Raw genomic sequence first — 17,124 nt, forward strand, 5'->3', positions numbered from 1 at the left:
CGCGCCGTCGTCGCCCCCATTTCATGCGGTGTATGATGGCTCCAGCCCGACTCGCACCGCCCATGTCCGCCAAGTCCGCCAGCGCGCACCAACACCGCCACGACGCGCACGCCTTTGTGCGCGAGGTGACGGCCGCGTGCGAGATGCGCGGGCTGCGCCTGACCGAGATCCGCCAGCAGGTGCTCGACCTGATCGCGAGTTCGGAGAAGCCGGTCAAGGCCTACGACCTGCTCGACCGGCTCAAGGACGACCGCAGCAACGCCGCGCCGCCGACCGTCTACCGCGCGCTCGACTTCCTCATCGAGAACGGCTTCATCCACAAGCTGCAGTCGATCAACGCCTACGTGAGCTGCCATCACCCGAGCGTGGTGCACCACGTGCCGTTCCTGATCTGCGACCGGTGCGAGTCGGCCACCGAGATCTGCGACGAACGCGTCGCCCGGCTGCTCACCGAACAGGCCAAGGCGCTCGGCTTCCGCACGCGCGCGCAGACGCTCGAGGTGCACGGCGTCTGCAGGCGTTGCGCAAGCGCGTGAATTCGACCTTCGCACGTCAGAAATAGTTGCGAATGCCGAATACCAGCGAGCGTCCGGGCAGCGGCGCCCGATCCTTGAGGAACGAGGTGGCCATACGCGCTTCCTGGTTGCCCAGATTCTGGCCGTCCAGGAACAGCTCCCAGGCGGCGGCGCCCGCGGTGAATTGGCGCGAGAGATGTGCGTTGACGAGGGTGAAGCCGGCGGTGGGCGTTTCGAACTGCGCCACGTCGTCCTGCCGCGCGTAGCCGACCGCGCCGAGCGAGGCGCGCCAGCCCTGGTCTTCCCACATCAGCGTAGCGCCCAGGCGCCCCGGCGCGATGCGTGGCAGGTTGCCGCCGCCGTCGGTCAGACTGGCGCGTACGGTGTCGGCGAAGATGCGCAGGTCGAAGCGGCCCCACGGTCCTTGCGAGAGCTTGAACTTCACTTCGCCCTCGAGACCGTGGAACTTTGCGTTGTGCTGCGACCATGCGCGTATCGGCAGGCCTTCCTCCGGGTCGGTTTCGCCCGTTTCGGCGAGATAGATGAAATCGTCGAAGCGGTTGACGTAGGCGCCGATGCTCGCATGCACGTCGTCGCTGTGGTAGTGCAGGGCGAGGTCGATCTGGTTGGCCGTTTCCTTCTTGAGATTCGGGTCGCCGATTTCAAAGCTGCCGGTCGCATCGTGCGCGCCGTATACGAACAGCGCTTCCTCGTCCGGCGCACGCTGCGCGCGGTCGAGGTTCAGGTTCAGGTCCCAATGATTGGTGAACTCCCATTTTGCGCCGCCGGACAGGCTCAGCGCCTGGAATTTCACGTTGTCGCCGGTGACGGGATTCAATTTGTTGTCGTCGTAGCGCGCGCCGAGTTGCAGCTCGAACGGGTCGTACTTCGCCTCTTCGACGAGGAAGATGCCGGTTTCCTTGATCTTCGTATTCGGCACGATCGTTTCTTCGCCGGCCGCGGAGAAGTCGCGGTCGCCATACTGGATGCCGAACGAGCCGCGCCAGGCGCCGAGTCTCGCGAGAACCGCTTCCAGGCGCAGTTCATAACCCTTGTTCTTGAACAGCGTGCCTTCTTCCTCGTCGACGGCGTGTTCGACGTGCTGGTAGTCGTTGTGGCCGTAGCGCAGCGTCACGCGGTCGAGCCACGAGGTCGGCTGCAGCAGCCCGGCCTTGAGGTCGACGCGCGTCTGCTTCATGTCGATGCGCGTGATTTCCTCGTCGGGGTCGACCGGCTCGTCGCTCGGGCCGACCGGAATGCCGTAGTGCGTTTCGTACTGGCTCACCGACGCCCCGGCGAACGCGGAAGAACCGGTGTAGCCGGCGCCGAGCGCGGAAGAGCGCGTGGAGACGTCGCTGTTGCGCAGCGTGCCGCCATCGGGAATGTCGTAGTCGTCGGATAGATGGCGCACGTAGTCGGCATGTACGGCGAATTCGCCGTTGCCGGCGTCGATGCGCGCCACGCCGTTGCGCTCGTCGCTTGCCGTACTGCCGTTGAGCTGGGCGCGGCCGTGCACGCCGTCGATCGGCGATTCGGGAATGCGTCCGTCGACGACGTTGACCACGCCGCCGATGGCGCCGCTGCCGTAGAGCAGCGTGGACGGTCCCTTGAGCACTTCGACCTGGTCGGCGAGGAAGGGATCGATCGTCACGGCATGGTCGTTGCTCGCGCCGGAAAGGTCCAGCGAACTGATGCCGCCTTCGAGCACCTGCACGCGCGATCCTTCGAGGCCGCGGATGATCGGCCTGCCCACGCCCGCGCCGAAATACGAGGATTGCACGCCGGGAATCTGGTTGATCGTCTCGCCTATCGTGTTGGCGCGCCGGTCGTCGAGGTCCGGACCTGCGAGCACCGTGGAAGGCTGGATCAGCTCGGCGCCCGGCTGCGCGAGCGGCGAGGCGGTGACGGTCACGCCAGGCAGTTGCGTGCTCGTCTGATCGGCGGCATCGGTTGCGTCCGCGTGGACGTATGCGGAAAGAAGAAGGGCCGACAATGCGGCGGAAAGCGGACGGGGACGTGGCACGGCGAGAGGCTCCTCGATTGATGTTCATGATGTTATAACATAACAATCTTTGCTTGGGGAACTGCCGTTCGTCATGGATCGCGCGGTCGATTCGCGGCGCGGCGCCGGGACTGCGGTCGTTCACGTGTTATGTTATAACTTAGCTTCATGAACTCCGATCCGACACCGCAATTCGCAGGAGCCGCGGCGTACGACGCGCTGGCGCACATCGCCGACCGCGTCGGCGCGACCGCGTCGTTTCTGTGCGCGGTGCACTGCGCGGCGCTGCCGTTCGTGCTGACCGTGCTGCCGGCGCTGGGTTTGGGCTTTCTCGGCGACCATCGTTTCGAGCGTGTCTTCATCGCATTCGCGAGCGCGCTCGCGCTGGGCTCGCTGGTCCGCGGCTACCGCCGTCATCGCGTCGCCACTCCGCTGTGGATCGCCGGCGTCGGCATCGCGCTGCTGTGGACCGGCGTGTGGTGGTTCGACAGCGACCAGGCGCGCGGCGCGCACGCCGTGCTCGTCGCGCTCGGCGGCTGCTGCGTCGCGCTCGCGCATATCCTCAACCTGCGCCTGACGCATCTGTTCGGCACCTGCTGCCCGCCTCGCGGCGAGGTTTCGTAGCGGTTTCGTCCGTCGTCCCCGCGAGGGCGGTCATGATGTCGGAAGAGGTTCGCGCGATTGTGTAACGTCATGCCAAACGCCTACCATCGATGCATCGTCTTCGCGCGCAGGCCGCGCATCCTCGAAGCATGAGCGCACCCGAACACCACCACGACCACGACCATGCCGGAGCGGGCGAGCGCCGCCTGCTCTGGGCGTTCGTGCTGACCTCGCTGACCCTCGTCGTCGAGGCGTTCGGCGGCTGGTTCTCCGGCTCGCTCGCGCTGCTCGCCGACGCGGGTCACATGTTCGTCGACGCGTTCGCGCTGCTGCTCGCGTGGATGGGTGCGTATTTCGCGCGGCGCCCGGCCGACGACAAGCGCAGCTTCGGCTACGCGCGGCTCGAAGTGTTGGTCGGCTACACGAACGCGTTGGGCCAGTTCGTGCTCGTGGCATGGATCGTCGCCGAGGCGGTCGCGCGTTTCGCCCAGCCCGCGCCCATTCTGTCCGGCGTCATGCTGGCGATCGCGATCGCGGGCCTCGCGGTGAACCTGTTCGTGCTGCGCGTGCTCGGCGGCCACGACCACGACGACCTCAACGCGGCCGGCGCGCGCCTGCACGTGCTCGGCGACCTGCTCGGTTCGCTCGGCGCGGTCGCGGCCGCGCTGCTGATCCGCTGGCGCGGCTGGCTGTGGGCCGATCCGGCGTTCTCGATCCTGGTCTCGCTGCTGATCGTCAACAGTGCGTGGCGGCTGCTCAAGCGCTCGGCGCACATCCTGCTCGAAGGCACGCCCGAGGGCGTCGACGTGACCCAGGTCACCGTCGCCGCGCGGGAAGGCGAGGGCATCGTCGACGTGCACCATGTCCACGTTTGGCAACTGGCCGGCGGCCGCCGCCTCGCCACGCTGCACGCGCGCCTGGCCGAGGAGGCCGATGCACAGGCGGCGCTGGCGCAGGTGCAGCGCGTCCTGCGCGAGAGGTTCCGCATCGCGCACGCGACCGTGCAGATCGAACGCCGCGATTGCGCGCACGAGGATTGCGGGCGGCATGCGCACGACGACCCTGACCATGCGCACGATTCCATGCACGCGCACTGATGCGCTTGCTTCCCGTCCCCCGGTGGAAGAGGGACCTGCTTGGATTCTCAGCTCCGGCGTTTTTCCAGCCACTCCCGCGCCCGTTCGCGGCCGAGGTCGCGCAGCTCGCGCAGGAAGTCGAGGCGCGCGGTGATCCGCGTCTTCGCGCTGTAGCCGTCGAGCGATTCGCCCGGCTCGATCATCTGGATGTCGATTTTCTTCAGGCGCTGGCCGATCGGGGTCAGCGGGAAATTCTTCGCGAGCATGTTCTGCGCGGTTTGCAGCGTTTCGAGTTCGCGGATGAACGTGGTCGAGAACGACAGCTCGGTGATGCGTTCGCCGATCTCGCGCGCGCTCGTCGGCGGCTGCGCGCGTTCGATCGGCTGCACCAGCACGCAGGCGATGGTTTCGGCGTTGCAGCGGTAGACCAGCGGTTCGATCACGGGATTGCCGGCGTAGCCGCCGTCCCAGTACGCCTCGCCGTCGATCTCGACCGCCGCGAACAACTGCGGCAGGCAGGTGCTCGCGAGCAGCGCGTCGAGCGTGAGGTTGCCGTTGTCGAACAGGGCGAGGCGCCCATCGCGCACGCGCGTCGCCGCGACGAATAGCTTGAACGGCGATTTTTTGCGGATTGCCTCGAAGTCGAACAGCGCTGCGGCGATGCTCTTCACCGGATTGATGCCCAGCGGGTTCATCTCCTGCGGCGTGAAGTAGCGCGTCAGTCCGAGCAGCATGCGTTCGGTCGCCGCGCCCGCGGGCGACGCGAACGCCCAGCGCATCAGGCTCGCCTGTTTGGCGACCGACTCCCACAGCGTGGCCAGCATCGCGCGCGCGCCGTCACGCTCGCCGTCGATCCAGCCCTGCGACAGCGCGCAAGCATTCATGCCGCCGCTCGAGGTGGCGCTGATGCCGTCGAAGCCGAGCGAACCTTCTTCGAGCAGAAAGTCGAGCACGCCCCAGGTGAACGCACCGTGCGCGCCGCCGCCCTGCAAGGCGAGACTGATCGTCGAGGCGGGGTCCTTGGCCATGTCCGCATGATAGCGGCATCGCGGCGCCTTTCGTCATCACGACCTTTCGCCGGCAGCGCGCACGCTGTTAAGCTACGCCGACTTTTTCGAACCGATGAACAGGAGAATCACGATGGGCAGAGGCGACCGCAAGACCAAGAAGGGCAAGATCGCGATCCGCAGCTACGGTAACGTGCGTCCGCACGCGCCGAAGGCGGCGGCCGGCGGTGCAGCCAAGGCGGCCAAGCCCGCGGCGAAGAAGGCCGCTCCGGCGAAGAAGGCCGCTGCGGCGAAGAAGCCCGCGGCCTGAGACCGCGCATCGAGCGACGCGGCCGAAACCCCGCCGTGCGCGGGGTTTTTGTTTGCGCACCCGCTTTTTCCCGCGCTGGCGCCGCACGCACGATGGCCGCCCGGGAAGAGCGCTGATCACATGCCGAAGGCATTTTTCGCCACCTGTCCGAAAGGGCTCGAATACCTGCTCGTCGACGAGTTGAAGTCGCTCGGCGCCGGCGAGGTGCGCGAAGCGCTGGCCGGCGTGCATTTCAGCGGCGGTCTCGAAACGGGCTACCGCGCCTGCCTGTGGTCGCGCCTTGCCAGCCGCGTGCTGATGCCGATCGCGGAGTTCCCTGCGGACGACGGCGATGCGCTGTACCACGGTGCGCTCGGCGTGGACTGGAGCGAACATTTCGGCGCGGACGACACGTTCGCGGTCGACGCGGTCGGCAGTACGAAAGGCATCACGCACACGCAGTTCGCCGCGCTGCGCGTCAAGGACGCGGTCGTCGACCAGTTCCGCGAGCGCGTCGGCGAGCGCCCGAGCGTCGATACCGAACGGCCGTCCGTGCGCATCAATCTCGTGCTGCGCAAAGGGCAGGCGATTCTCGGCATTGATCTCGCAGGCACGCCGCTGCACCAGCGCGGCTACCGGCTCGGCAAGGGACTGGCGCCGCTCAAGGAAAATCTCGCTGCGGGCATGCTGTTGCGCGCAGGCTGGCCGGCGGTGTACGCGGCCGGCGGCGGACTCGTCGACCCGATGTGCGGTTCGGGCACGCTGCTGATCGAAGCGGCCCTGATGGCCGCCGACATCGCGCCGGGGCTGCGTCGCGACTATTTCGGTTTCCTCGGCTGGCGCGGGCACGATGCGCCATTGTGGAAAACGCTGCACGACGAAGCGCAGTCGCGCGCGCGTGCCGGGGCGCAGGCGCTGCGGCCCGTGTTCTTCGGCTTCGATCGCGATGCCGGGGTGCTGCGCGAAGCGGTGCACAACGCGCAGCATGCACAGATGTCGGGATTCATCCATCTGGGCAGGCAGACGCTGGAACACCTGCATCGTCCGCAAGAAGCGACGACGCCGGGCCTGGTGATCTGCAACCCGCCGTATGGCGAACGCATGGGCGCGGATGCGGGCTTGCGCGATCTGTACCGCCTGCTCGGCGCGAAGTTGAAGTCCGAATTCCCCGGCTGGCATGCGAGCGTGATCACCTCCGACGACGATCTCGCGCACGCGATCGGCCTGCGCGCGGAAAAGAAGTACAAGCTCTACAACGGCGCGCTCGAATGTGTGTTCCTCAATTTCGAGATCGCCGCCGCCGATGCGCCGAAGCCGGAACCGAAGCCGCTCTCGGCCGGCGCGCAGATGGTGAAGAACCGCATCGAGAAGAACCATCGCCATCTGCGCAAGATCGCCGCGCGCGAAGGAGTCGAATGCTGGCGCGTCTACGATGCCGATCTGCCCGAGTACGCGGCGGCGATCGACATCTATCGCGAGCATCCCCGCGACGGCGGCGCACCGCTGGATTGGCTGCACGTACAGGAATACGCGGCGCCGGCGAGCGTCGACGAAAACTTGGCGCGCACGCGCCTGCGCGAACTCGTGCGCGCGGCGGGCGAGGCCCTGGACGTCCCGCGCGAACGCATCGCCTTGAAGCAGCGCCGCCGCGGCAAGGGCGGCGAGAAGTACGGCAATCTCGATCATCGCGGCGAATTCATCGAGGTGGGCGAGGGCGGCCTGCGCTTCCTGGTCAACCTTTGGGACTATCTCGATACGGGATTGTTTCTCGACCATCGCCCGTTGCGCGCGCGGGTTCGGAAACTCGCGCGAGACAAGCGTTTCCTCAACCTGTTCTGCTACACCGGCAGCGTCAGCGTCTATGCGGCGCATGGCGGCGCGGCGGAGACGACGAGCGTCGATCTTTCGCAGACCTACCTCGAATGGGCGACGCGCAATCTCGCCCTCAACGGCTTCGCCGACGGTTCCGGTCGGGGCAGCCGACACAAGCTCGTGCGCAGCGACGCGGCCGGTTTCCTGCAGAACCATTCGGCGATGTACGACTTGATCTTCGTCGATCCGCCGACGTTCTCGAACTCGAAGAGCGCGGCCGATTTCGACGTGCAGCGCGACCATGCGCGCCTGTTGCAACTCTGCGGCGAACGCCTGTTGCCGGGCGGCGCGATCCTGTTCTCGAACAACTTCCGCCGTTTCAAGCTCGACGAAGCGGCGCTGGGCGGATTCGACATTCGCGACATCGGCGCGAGCACGATCCCGTTCGATTTCGAGCGCGACAAGCGCATCCACCAAGCCTGGGAACTCAGGAAAAAATAGCCTCGTTCAGCTTCATGCCGGAGCCTCCGGGAGAAGCCTGAACGGTTAAGGGAATCGGCTCGATTTTTCAGAATCGATTCAGCCCGAAAGCCGCAGCATGCGTTTGCGATCAAACTGATCGTTTCTGCAATTGACGGAGCAAGTCATGAACATCAGCAAGCGTGGTTTTCGTGCGATGGCTTTCGGCCTGGTCGCCGTGGCCGGGCTCGCATTCGCGTCGGCCGCCTCGGCGCGCGATCATTTCAGCCTCGGCATCAACCTGCCGGGCCTGAGTTTGGGTATCGGTTCGCATCACACCTACCTGGGCATCGGCGGCGGCTATTACGCGCCGGGTTACTACGCCCCGGCGTACTATGCGGCGCCGGCGCCGGTCTACTACGACCCGTATCCGGCGTACTACGGACCGGCCTATTACGGCGGTTACTACGCCCGTCCGGTCGTGTATCGCGGCGGCTACTACGGTCACGGCTACTACCGCGACGGATATCGCGGCGGTTACCACGGCAGCTATCACGGCGGCGGCTACTACCATCGCTGAGCGTTTTACCCGGCGCCGTCTTCCCCCAATCTGAGCGCCGGCCTGCAACCCCGCTGCTTCGGCAGCGGGGTTTTTGTTTGCGTTTCCGCGCTCGTCCGCGATGGCAAGATCCGTCGGCCGGGTGGCCGTCTTCATCCCGTCACATTATGATGGCTGCCGTTTCTTCCGCGCGGACCCACAGTGACCCAACCGCAATCGTCGTCCACCTCCAGTTCGCAGGCCTGGCTGTTCTTCCGCCAATGGCTGAAGAACCCGATGAGCATCGCCGCGCTGGCGCCCTCCGGCGCGCAACTGGCGGGAATGATGACCGCGGAATTGCCCTCCGAAGCCGGTCGCGTGATCGAACTGGGGGCGGGCACCGGTGTGTTCACGCGCGCGATGCTCGACAGCGGCATCGCCCCCGAGCAACTGCTCGTCGTCGAGTTGAACGAGGAACTGTACGAACATCTGCGCACGCAATTCCCCGATGCGCGCGTCGTCTGCGGCGACGCGTGCGATCTGACCCGTATCGTCGCGGAGAAGAGCTTCGCGCGCGCGGGCCAGGTCGACGCGGTCGTCAGCGGCCTCGGCCTGCTCAACATGTCGCGCGACCTGCAACGTTCGATCATGCAGTCCGCGTTCGGTGTGCTCGGGCCGGGCGGCTGCTTCATCCAGTTCACGTACTCGCCGATGCCGCCGCTCGCGCGCGATCTGCTCGACGAACTCGGCCTGACGGTGCGCCGCGGCGGTTTCGCCTGGCGCAACATCCCGCCCGCGTCGGTGTTCGTGTTCTCGCGCGCGCGCTCGGAACGAATGCGAGCCGTGCGCAAGTAGTTTTTTGCGATCGTCCCGATCGTCAGGCGGCCGTCCACGGCCGCACTTTCCGATATTGGCCAGATGTCGCTCAAGCGGTGGATAATGGGCGGCACCCCCATTCGGGATTCCGCCATGAACGCTCCCACTCGTATCGACACCGCGCGCACGATCCGCGCGCCGCGCGGCGACATGCTCACCTGCAAAAGCTGGCTGACCGAAGCCGCATTCCGCATGATCCAGAACAATCTGGATCCGCAGGTCGCCGAGAATCCGCACGAACTGGTCGTCTACGGCGGCATCGGACGCGCCGCGCGCAATTGGGAGTGCTTCGACGCGATCCTGCGTTCGCTGCGCGAACTCAACGACGACGAGACCCTGCTGATCCAGTCGGGCAAGCCGGTCGGCGTGTTCCCGACGCATCCCGATGCGCCGCGCGTGCTGCTCGCCAACTCGAACCTCGTGCCGCACTGGGCGACCTGGGAGCACTTCAACGAGCTCGATAAAAAGGGCTTGATGATGTACGGCCAGATGACGGCCGGCTCGTGGATCTACATCGGCTCGCAGGGCATCGTGCAGGGCACCTACGAGACCTTCGTCGAGCTTGGCCGCCAGCATTACGGCGGCAGCCTGAAAGGAAAGTGGATCCTCACCGCCGGCCTCGGCGGCATGGGCGGCGCGCAGCCGCTCGCGGCCTCGCTGGCCGGCGCGTGTTCGCTCAACATCGAGTGCCGCCAGAGCAGCATCGACTTCCGCCTGAGGACGCGCTACGTCGACGAGCAAGCCAGCGACATCGAAGACGCGCTCGCACGCATCGCGAAGTACACAAAAGCGGGCGAGGCGAAGTCGATCGCGCTGCTCGGCAACGCCGCGGAAATCCTGCCGGAACTGGTCAGGCGCGGCGTGAAGCCCGACGCGGTCACCGACCAGACCAGCGCACACGATCCGGTGCATGGCTATCTGCCGATCGGCTGGAGCGTCGAGCAGTGGCTGACCGAGCAGAAAGCGAATCCGGAAAAAGTGCGCGACGCGGCGAAGAAGTCGATGCGCGTACACGTCGAGGCGATGCTCGCGTTCCACGCGCAGGGAATTCCGACCGTCGACTACGGCAACAACATCCGCCAGATGGCCAAGGACGAAGGCTGCGTCGATGCGTTCGCGTTCCCCGGCTTCGTGCCGGCCTACGTGCGCCCGCTGTTCTGCCGCGGCGTCGGCCCGTTCCGCTGGGTCGCGCTGTCCGGCGATCCGGAGGACATCTACAAGACCGACGCGAAAGTGAAGGAACTGATCGCCGACGACGCGCACCTGCACAACTGGCTCGACATGGCCAAGCAGCGCATCAGCTTTCAGGGCCTGCCTGCGCGCATTTGCTGGGTCGGCCTCGGCCAGCGCCACAAGCTCGGCCTCGCATTCAACGAAATGGTGCGCAAGGGCGAACTCAAGGCGCCGATTGTGATCGGCCGCGACCATCTCGATTCCGGCAGCGTTGCGTCACCGAACCGCGAAACCGAAGCGATGAAGGACGGTTCGGACGCGGTTAGCGACTGGCCGATCCTCAACGCGCTGCTCAACACCGCGGGCGGCGCGACCTGGGTCAGTTTTCACCACGGTGGCGGCGTCGGCATGGGCTACTCGCAGCACTCCGGCGTCGTCATCGTCTGCGACGGCAGCGCGGCCGCGGACAAGCGCATCGCGCGCGTGCTCTGGAACGATCCGGGCACGGGCGTGATGCGGCATGCCGATGCGGGGTACGAGATCGCGCAGGCGTGCGCGAAAGAGCAGGGGTTGAAGCTGCCGATGGGCTGAGCAAAGAAGTCCATCTGCCGCCCCCACATGTTGACGACACTGGCCGTTGCGAACTACCGCTCGCTGCGCGACTTGATTGCGCCGCTGGGACGGCTCAATCTCGTCGTCGGCGCGAACGGCAGCGGCAAGTCGAACCTGTATCGCGCACTGCGGCTGCTGGCCGAATCGGCGCAGACCGGCATCGTGCCGGCGCTCGCGCGCGAGGGCGGCCTCGGTTCGGCGTTGTGGGCGGGGCCGGAGACTGTCAGCCGTGCGATGCGCCGCGGCGAGGTTCCGGTGCAGGGCGGGCCGCGGCGGGAATCCGTGCGCCTATGTCTGGGATTCGCGAGCGACGACCTCGGCTATGCCGTCGACCTCGGTTATCCGGTGCCGTCGCTCAGCGCTTTCGCGCTCGATCCGCAGATCAAACGCGAGACGATCTGGAGCGGTCCGTTTCTGCGTGCGGCGAATACGCTGGTCGATCGAAACGGCGGCATGGCGCGCGTGCGCGACAGGCGCAGTTGGCGGGTGGCGCACCAGCACCTCAATCCGTTCGAGAGCGTTTTCAGCCAGATCGCCGACCCGCAGAGTGCCCCCGAAGTATTGAGTCTGCGCGAGACCATCCGTGGTTGGCGCTTCTACGACCACTTCCGCTCGGATGCGGATTCGCCCGCCCGCCTGCCGCAGCTCGCCACGCGCACGCCGGTGCTCAGCCACGACGGCCGCGACGTCGCCGCCGCTTGGCAGACGATCCTCGAACTCGGTGATGCGCGTGCGCTCCATGCCGCCGTTGCCGATGCGTTTCCGGGTGCGGAAGTCGAAGTACGCAACATGGACGGCCGTTTCCTGCTGCATTTCTCGCAGCACGGGCTGTTGCGCTCGCTGTCGGCCGCGGAACTCTCCGACGGTACGCTGCGTTACCTGCTTTGGATCGCTGCGCTGCATACGCCGAGACCCCCTCCGTTGATGGTGCTCAACGAGCCGGAGACGAGCTTGCATCCCGATCTCCTTTCGCCGCTGGCCCGCCTGATAGCCGATGCGGCCACGCGCACGCAGGTTTGGGTCGTATCGCATGCGCCACGCCTGATTGCGGCGCTCGAAGGCCAACCGGATTGCCATACGATCCGTCTGGAGAAGGAATCGAGCCAGACCATCGTGAGCGGGCAAGGCATGCTCGACCAGCCCGCATGGCATTGGACGGAGCGGTAGCAAGAACGATTAACTGACGCCGCCGGGCAAAGCAGGCGCGCTTGCGCGGGCCGCGCCGGGGCGAAAGAATCCGCGTTCGGCATCCACGGCATGCGGTCATGTCGGAGCATCGCGAACTCGACAATCCGTTCTGGTCGTCGCTGCGCACCGTGCATGCGGGCGCGGCGCTGTGCGCGGGCGGCGTCCTGCGCTATCCGCCGCAGTACGCGCCCTTCCTCGGCGTGGCCGAAGGCAGCGTGCATGCCGCGTCCGGTCTCGAAGCCCTGGTCGCCGCGGGCGAGAGCGTATATCTGCTCGGGATTGCGCCGCACGTGCCGGCGCATTGGCGGCTCGAAGCGTTTCGTCCGCTCGCGCAGATGGTCTGCGAGGAACCGATCGCGATCGTCGATGGACCGGAGGCGATCGAGTTGTCCGCCGCGCATCGCGCCGACGTGCTCGCGCTGACCGCGCTGGTCTATCCGCATTATTTCCGCGAGCGCACCATGGAGCTGGGGCGCTATTTCGGCATCTACGAGGGCGGACGGCTCGCGGCGATGATCGGCGAGCGCCTCGGCACCGATTCGGCGCGCGAGATGAGCGCGATCTGCACGCATCCGGACTTTCTCGGCCACGGCTACGCGCGCCGGCTCACGGCGATGCTGGCGAACGATACGCTGAGTCGCGGCAAGCTGCCGTTCCTGCACGTGAGCCATGAGAATCCGCGCGCGCTGCATTTGTACGAGCGGATCGGTTTCCGCCTGCGCCGCGATATTGCGTTCTGGTCGCTGCGACGCGACTGACGTGCCTCGCCGGGCGCATTTCGCCTCCGGCGACCGGCTACACTGGACTCCATGAAAATCGCACTCGCCCAATGGCGCGTCGAAGCGCCCGTTTCGTTCGACGAATTCGCCGCGCGCGTGAGCGCGGAAGTCGGCGCCGCGGCCGTGCAAGGGGCGCGCATCGTCGTGCTGCCGGAATATCTCGCGCTCGAACTCGCCTCGACGCTCGACCCGAAGACGCGCGCGGACATTCCCGCGACGCTGGCGGCGCTGCAAATCGTGCATGACCGCTGGCTGCGCCTGTTCGCCGGGCTCGCCACGGCGCATGGCATCCATCTGCTGGCCGGCACGTTCCTGCTCGCGCAGCCGAACGGCAGGTACCGCAATCGCGCGTGGTTGTTCGCGCCGGACGGCTCGCGCGTGTTTCAGGACAAGCTGACCCTGACCGGTTTCGAGAAGGCCATGCGCGTGATCGAGCCGGGGGACGCGCTCAAGGTGTTCGACACCGCGCACGGGCGCATCGGCATCGCGATCTGCTACGACAGCGAATTCCCGCTCTACGCGCGCGCGCAGCGCGAGGCCGGTGCGCGCCTGCTGCTCGTGCCGAGTTGTACCGATACCGAGGCGGGCGCCACGCGCGTGCGTATCGGCTGCATGGCGCGCGCACTGGAAAACCGCGTCTACGTCGCGCGCTCGGTGACGGCGGGCTGCGCACCCGACAATCCCGCGCTCGATACGAACACCGGCATCGCCGCGCTGTACGCGCCGAGCGATCGCGGCCTGCCCGACGACGGCGTCGTCGCCGCGGCGCGGGCGGGGCAGGCATGGCTCGTCGTAGACATCGATTTCGCCGCGATCGAAGCCAACGCGGCGGACGCGCAAGTCGCGGTCCCCGCCGACTGGAGCCAGCAGGCGCGGCCCGGCGTCGAACGCGCGAAGGTCGAGAAGGGGTAGCTGCGCCAGGTTGCGTCTAGCCTTTCGTGCCTTTCCGGCGGCGGGTGTCGGCCTCGGGGGCTTTCGGGGCTTCGGCGACGACGAAAGCCCGCGGTTGCGCAAATCCCCTGATTTCTCCTAGAATACGCAGTTCTTCGCACGGCCACTGTGCTGGCGAAGCCTTGCCTCACCGCGCCATGCTGGATCGGAACGGGAGGCTGTCGCGGCGGAAATCCCTTCGCGCGATACCCACGAGGAGACAACATGCGTCATTACGAAGTCGTGTTTCTGGTCCACCCGGACCAGAGCGAACAGGTGCCCGCGATGATCGAGCGCTACAAGGCGCTGATCGAAGGCGGCCAGGGCAAGATCCACCGCCTCGAAGACTGGGGCCGCCGCCAGCTCGCCTATCCGATCAACAATCTCGCCAAGGCGCACTACGTGCTGCTCAACATCGAGTGCGGCGCGGACGTGGTCAAGGAACTGCAAACCGGTTTCCGTTTCAACGATGCGGTGCTGCGCCACCTGATCATCCAGCGCGACGAGGCGATCACCGAGCAGTCGCACATCCTCAAGAACAAGGACGACAAGGGCGGCCGCCGCCGCGACGGCGAGGAAGTCATCGGCTTCGGCGGCGAGGATTTCGACGACCGTCCACGCGCGCCGCGCGCTCCGCGTCCCGCTCCCGCCACCGCCGAATAATCACAGGGGCGCGATCATTCGCCCCCGGACATCATGATGAAGCCAAAGACGAAACCGAAGACAAACACCATGTCCAAATTCTTCCGCCGCAAGAAATACTGCCGGTTCACCGCCGAAGGCGTGACGCTGATCGACTACAAGGACCTCAACACCTTGCGTCAGTACCTCACCGAAACCGGCAAGATCGTGCCGAGCCGCATCACCGGCACGAAGGCGCGCTACCAGCGTCAGCTCAAGACGGCGATCGAGCACGCGCGCTTCCTCGCGCTGCTGCCGTACAGCGACGCGCACTGAGCATTGTTCCTTCTCACATCGGGAGAAGGTGGCCCGAAGGGCCGGATGAGGGTCCGGTTTTCCGTGCCGCGTTGAAGATTCCCGAACCCTCACCCCACCCCCTCTCCCGGCGGGAGAGGGGCTAAAACATTCGGACAACAACCCACTGCTGCGCCGTATTCCAGAGCGGCGCTAACGAATCGGAGAAAGAAATGGAACTGGTCCTTTTGCAGAAAGTGAAGAACCTCGGCGGCCTCGGCGACAAGGTCAAGGTCAAGCCGGGCTACGGTCGCAACTTCCTCGTGCCGCAGGGCAAGGCCGTGCCGGCCACCGAGAAGAACGTGGCCGAATTCGAGAAACGCCGCGCCGAATACGAGGCCAAGGCGAACTCGATCCTCGCCGCCGCCGAGACGCGCAAGGCCGCGCTCGAAGGCGCCGCGATCACGATCAAGGCGAATGCGAGCCCAGAGGGCAAGCTGTTCGGTTCGGTCGGCCCGCGCGACATCGCCGAGGCGTTCAGCGCCGCCGGCCATCCGCTCGAGAAGAGCGAGGTCGTCATGGGCGAAGGCCCGATCCGCCACACTGGCGAGTTCGAGGTCCACGTGCACCTGCACGCCGACGTGCATACGATGGTCAAGGTCACGGTGACGGGCGAAGAGTGATCATTGCCGACCTGCATCGGCAATGATTTGCGCCGTTCGAGCGGACGTTCGTCCGCTCGACGCCGCAGCGAAAAGGCGCCTTCCGGCGCCTTTTTCATTTCCACACGATATCCACAAGCGAATTCACAAGCCTTTGTGCCAGCATCCTTCCTGCGCTCCAATCACGCCAATCGCAGAGCGTGAGACTGGCGATTGCAAGTATCGGAAACGCCCGGGACCGTAAAGACATTGGCAAAATAACGAGAACACATGGCCGTTTCTCCAGATCGTTTCCAACCCGCACGCATCGACGCGCTGCGCGTGCCGCCGCATTCGATCGATGCCGAACAGGCCGTGCTCGGCGGCCTCATGCTCGACGCGCACGCATGGGAGCGCATCGCCGACAAGCTCGGCGAGGACGATTTCTACCGCAAGGATCATCGCCTGATCTTCCGCGCGATCGGCGAGCTGTCGAACAAGAACATGCCGTGCGACGCGGTCACGCTGGCCGACTGGTTCGAGTCGAACCGGCTCGCCGAACTCGTCGGCGGCGCGAGCTACGTGATCGAGCTCGCCAACGCAACGCCGAGCGCGGCCAACATCGGCGCCTACGCCGACATCGTGCGCGAGAAGTCGGTGCTGCGCCAGCTCATCGATGCGGGCACCAAGATCGCCGGCGACGGTTTCCAGCCGGAAGGGCGCTCGACCCAGGAGATCCTCGAAAGCGCGGAACTCGAAGTGTTCCGCATCGCCGAGGCCGGCGCGCGCGGGCGCAAGGGCTTCGTGCCGATGCGGGCCGCGGTCAAGGAGGCGTTCCAGGTATTGCATCAGCGTTACGAGTCGAAAGGCACGGTCACGGGGCTCGCGACCGGTTTCGCCGATCTCGACGAGATGACCGCGGGCCTGCAGCCGGGCGACCTCATCATCCTTGCCGCGAGACCGTCAATGGGAAAATCGGCGCTGATGTGCAACATGGCCGAACATGCCGCGATCAAGTCGAAGAAGGCGGTCGCGGTGTTTTCGATGGAAATGTCGTCCTCGCAGATCGCGTTTCGCCTCATCTCCTCGCTCGGCCGCATCAACCAGCAGCACCTGCGCACGGGCGACATCCAGGACGAGGAATGGCCGCGCGTGACGAGCGCGATCACGCTGTTGTCGGAGGCGAAGATCTTCATCGACGACACGCCTGCTCTCTCGCCGGGCGAATTGCGTGCGCGCGCGCGGCGCCTCAAGCGCGAGCACGACCTCGGCCTCATCGTCATCGACTATCTGCAATTGATGGCCGTGCCCGGCAACAAGGAAAACCGCGCGACCGAGATTTCCGAGATCTCGCGCGGCCTCAAGGCGCTGGCCAAGGAATTGAACGTGCCGGTGATCGCGCTGTCGCAGCTCAACCGCTCGCTCGAACAGCGCACCGACAAGCGGCCGATGATGAGCGACCTGCGCGAATCGGGCGCGATCGAGCAGGACGCCGACGTGATCCTGTTCATCTACCGCGACGAGTACTACAACCCCGAATCGGCCGATAAGGGCCAGGCCGAAGTCATCATCGGCAAGCAGCGCAACGGCCCGACCGGGCACATCAAGCTCACCTTCCTCGGCCAGTACACCAAGTTCGAGAATTTCGCGGCGGATAGTTACGGCAATTACGACTGAGCTTTTCCTACGGAAATCGCACGACGCCCGCA

General features: G+C 66.1%; 17 protein-coding genes. 15 read left to right on the plus strand and 2 right to left on the minus strand.

All coding sequences use genetic code 11. The features are described from left to right. Positions 1 to 62: 62 nt before the first annotated feature. Positions 63 to 536, plus strand: coding sequence for a transcriptional repressor (locus QM741_RS11735; RefSeq protein WP_415207868.1), 474 nt, complete (start codon positions 63 to 65; stop codon positions 534 to 536). Positions 537 to 552: 16 nt separating this feature from the next. Here QM741_RS11735 and QM741_RS11740 read toward each other — a convergent pair whose 3' ends face one another. Further along, positions 553 to 2,538, minus strand: coding sequence for a TonB-dependent receptor (locus QM741_RS11740; RefSeq protein WP_415207869.1), 1,986 nt, complete (start codon positions 2,536 to 2,538; stop codon positions 553 to 555). Between the two features lie 147 nt (positions 2,539 to 2,685). On the opposite strand from QM741_RS11740, the gene QM741_RS11745 reads away from it, so the two are divergent. Together QM741_RS11745 and QM741_RS11750 are read left to right on the plus strand one after the other, a co-directional pair. Next, complete coding sequence (locus QM741_RS11745) at positions 2,686 to 3,141, plus strand: MerC domain-containing protein (RefSeq protein WP_415207870.1); 456 nt, start codon at positions 2,686 to 2,688, stop codon at positions 3,139 to 3,141. A gap of 128 nt (positions 3,142 to 3,269) precedes the next feature. Then, entirely contained in the window at positions 3,270 to 4,217 is a 948-nt protein-coding gene (locus tag QM741_RS11750; RefSeq protein ID WP_415207871.1) for a cation diffusion facilitator family transporter, read from the plus strand. A 47-nt stretch (positions 4,218 to 4,264) separates the two neighbouring features. Here the strand turns inward: QM741_RS11750 and QM741_RS11755 are convergent, their stop codons facing one another. Beyond that, entirely contained in the window at positions 4,265 to 5,224 is a 960-nt protein-coding gene (locus tag QM741_RS11755; RefSeq protein WP_415207872.1) for a patatin-like phospholipase family protein, read from the minus strand. A 112-nt stretch (positions 5,225 to 5,336) separates the two neighbouring features. Between QM741_RS11755 and QM741_RS11760 the strand changes: the two genes are divergently transcribed. From QM741_RS11760 to QM741_RS11815, 12 genes are all read left to right on the plus strand, one after another. Continuing rightward, positions 5,337 to 5,513: a 30S ribosomal protein THX gene (locus tag QM741_RS11760; protein ID WP_415207873.1), complete on the plus strand. Its 177-nt coding sequence runs from the start codon at positions 5,337 to 5,339 to the stop codon at positions 5,511 to 5,513. 120 nt (positions 5,514 to 5,633) lie between these two features. Then, positions 5,634 to 7,805, plus strand: a complete 2,172-nt coding sequence (gene rlmKL / locus QM741_RS11765) for a bifunctional 23S rRNA (guanine(2069)-N(7))-methyltransferase RlmK/23S rRNA (guanine(2445)-N(2))-methyltransferase RlmL (RefSeq protein WP_415207874.1) — start codon at positions 5,634 to 5,636, stop codon at positions 7,803 to 7,805. A gap of 145 nt (positions 7,806 to 7,950) precedes the next feature. After that, positions 7,951 to 8,343 carry a hypothetical protein gene (locus tag QM741_RS11770; protein ID WP_415207875.1) on the plus strand — a complete coding sequence of 131 codons (393 nt, stop codon included), beginning with the start codon at positions 7,951 to 7,953 and terminating at the stop codon, positions 8,341 to 8,343. Positions 8,344 to 8,523: 180 nt separating this feature from the next. Beyond that, entirely contained in the window at positions 8,524 to 9,156 is a 633-nt protein-coding gene (locus QM741_RS11775; RefSeq protein ID WP_415207876.1) for a class I SAM-dependent methyltransferase, read from the plus strand. Between the two features lie 114 nt (positions 9,157 to 9,270). Then, on the plus strand, positions 9,271 to 10,941 hold the full coding sequence (gene hutU / locus QM741_RS11780; protein ID WP_415207877.1) for a urocanate hydratase: 1,671 nt from the start codon (positions 9,271 to 9,273) through the stop codon (positions 10,939 to 10,941). Between the two features lie 27 nt (positions 10,942 to 10,968). Continuing rightward, positions 10,969 to 12,129, plus strand: coding sequence for an AAA family ATPase (locus QM741_RS11785; RefSeq protein ID WP_415207878.1), 1,161 nt, complete (start codon positions 10,969 to 10,971; stop codon positions 12,127 to 12,129). Positions 12,130 to 12,227: 98 nt separating this feature from the next. Then, entirely contained in the window at positions 12,228 to 12,908 is a 681-nt protein-coding gene (locus QM741_RS11790) for a GNAT family N-acetyltransferase (protein ID WP_415207879.1), read from the plus strand. Between the two features lie 51 nt (positions 12,909 to 12,959). Further along, on the plus strand, positions 12,960 to 13,841 hold the full coding sequence (locus QM741_RS11795) for a carbon-nitrogen hydrolase family protein (RefSeq protein ID WP_415207880.1): 882 nt from the start codon (positions 12,960 to 12,962) through the stop codon (positions 13,839 to 13,841). Positions 13,842 to 14,084: 243 nt separating this feature from the next. After that, positions 14,085 to 14,522 carry a 30S ribosomal protein S6 gene (rpsF, locus tag QM741_RS11800; protein ID WP_415207881.1) on the plus strand — a complete coding sequence of 146 codons (438 nt, stop codon included), beginning with the start codon at positions 14,085 to 14,087 and terminating at the stop codon, positions 14,520 to 14,522. Between the two features lie 69 nt (positions 14,523 to 14,591). After that, positions 14,592 to 14,816, plus strand: a complete 225-nt coding sequence (gene rpsR / locus QM741_RS11805; protein ID WP_415207882.1) for a 30S ribosomal protein S18 — start codon at positions 14,592 to 14,594, stop codon at positions 14,814 to 14,816. A 191-nt stretch (positions 14,817 to 15,007) separates the two neighbouring features. After that, entirely contained in the window at positions 15,008 to 15,457 is a 450-nt protein-coding gene (rplI, locus tag QM741_RS11810; protein WP_415207883.1) for a 50S ribosomal protein L9, read from the plus strand. A gap of 249 nt (positions 15,458 to 15,706) precedes the next feature. Beyond that, entirely contained in the window at positions 15,707 to 17,092 is a 1,386-nt protein-coding gene (locus tag QM741_RS11815) for a replicative DNA helicase (RefSeq protein ID WP_415207884.1), read from the plus strand. The last annotated feature ends 32 nt before the right edge of the window (positions 17,093 to 17,124 follow it).

The organism is Rudaea sp. (assembly GCF_047601565.1).
Taxonomy (GTDB): domain Bacteria; phylum Pseudomonadota; class Gammaproteobacteria; order Xanthomonadales; family Rhodanobacteraceae; genus Rudaea.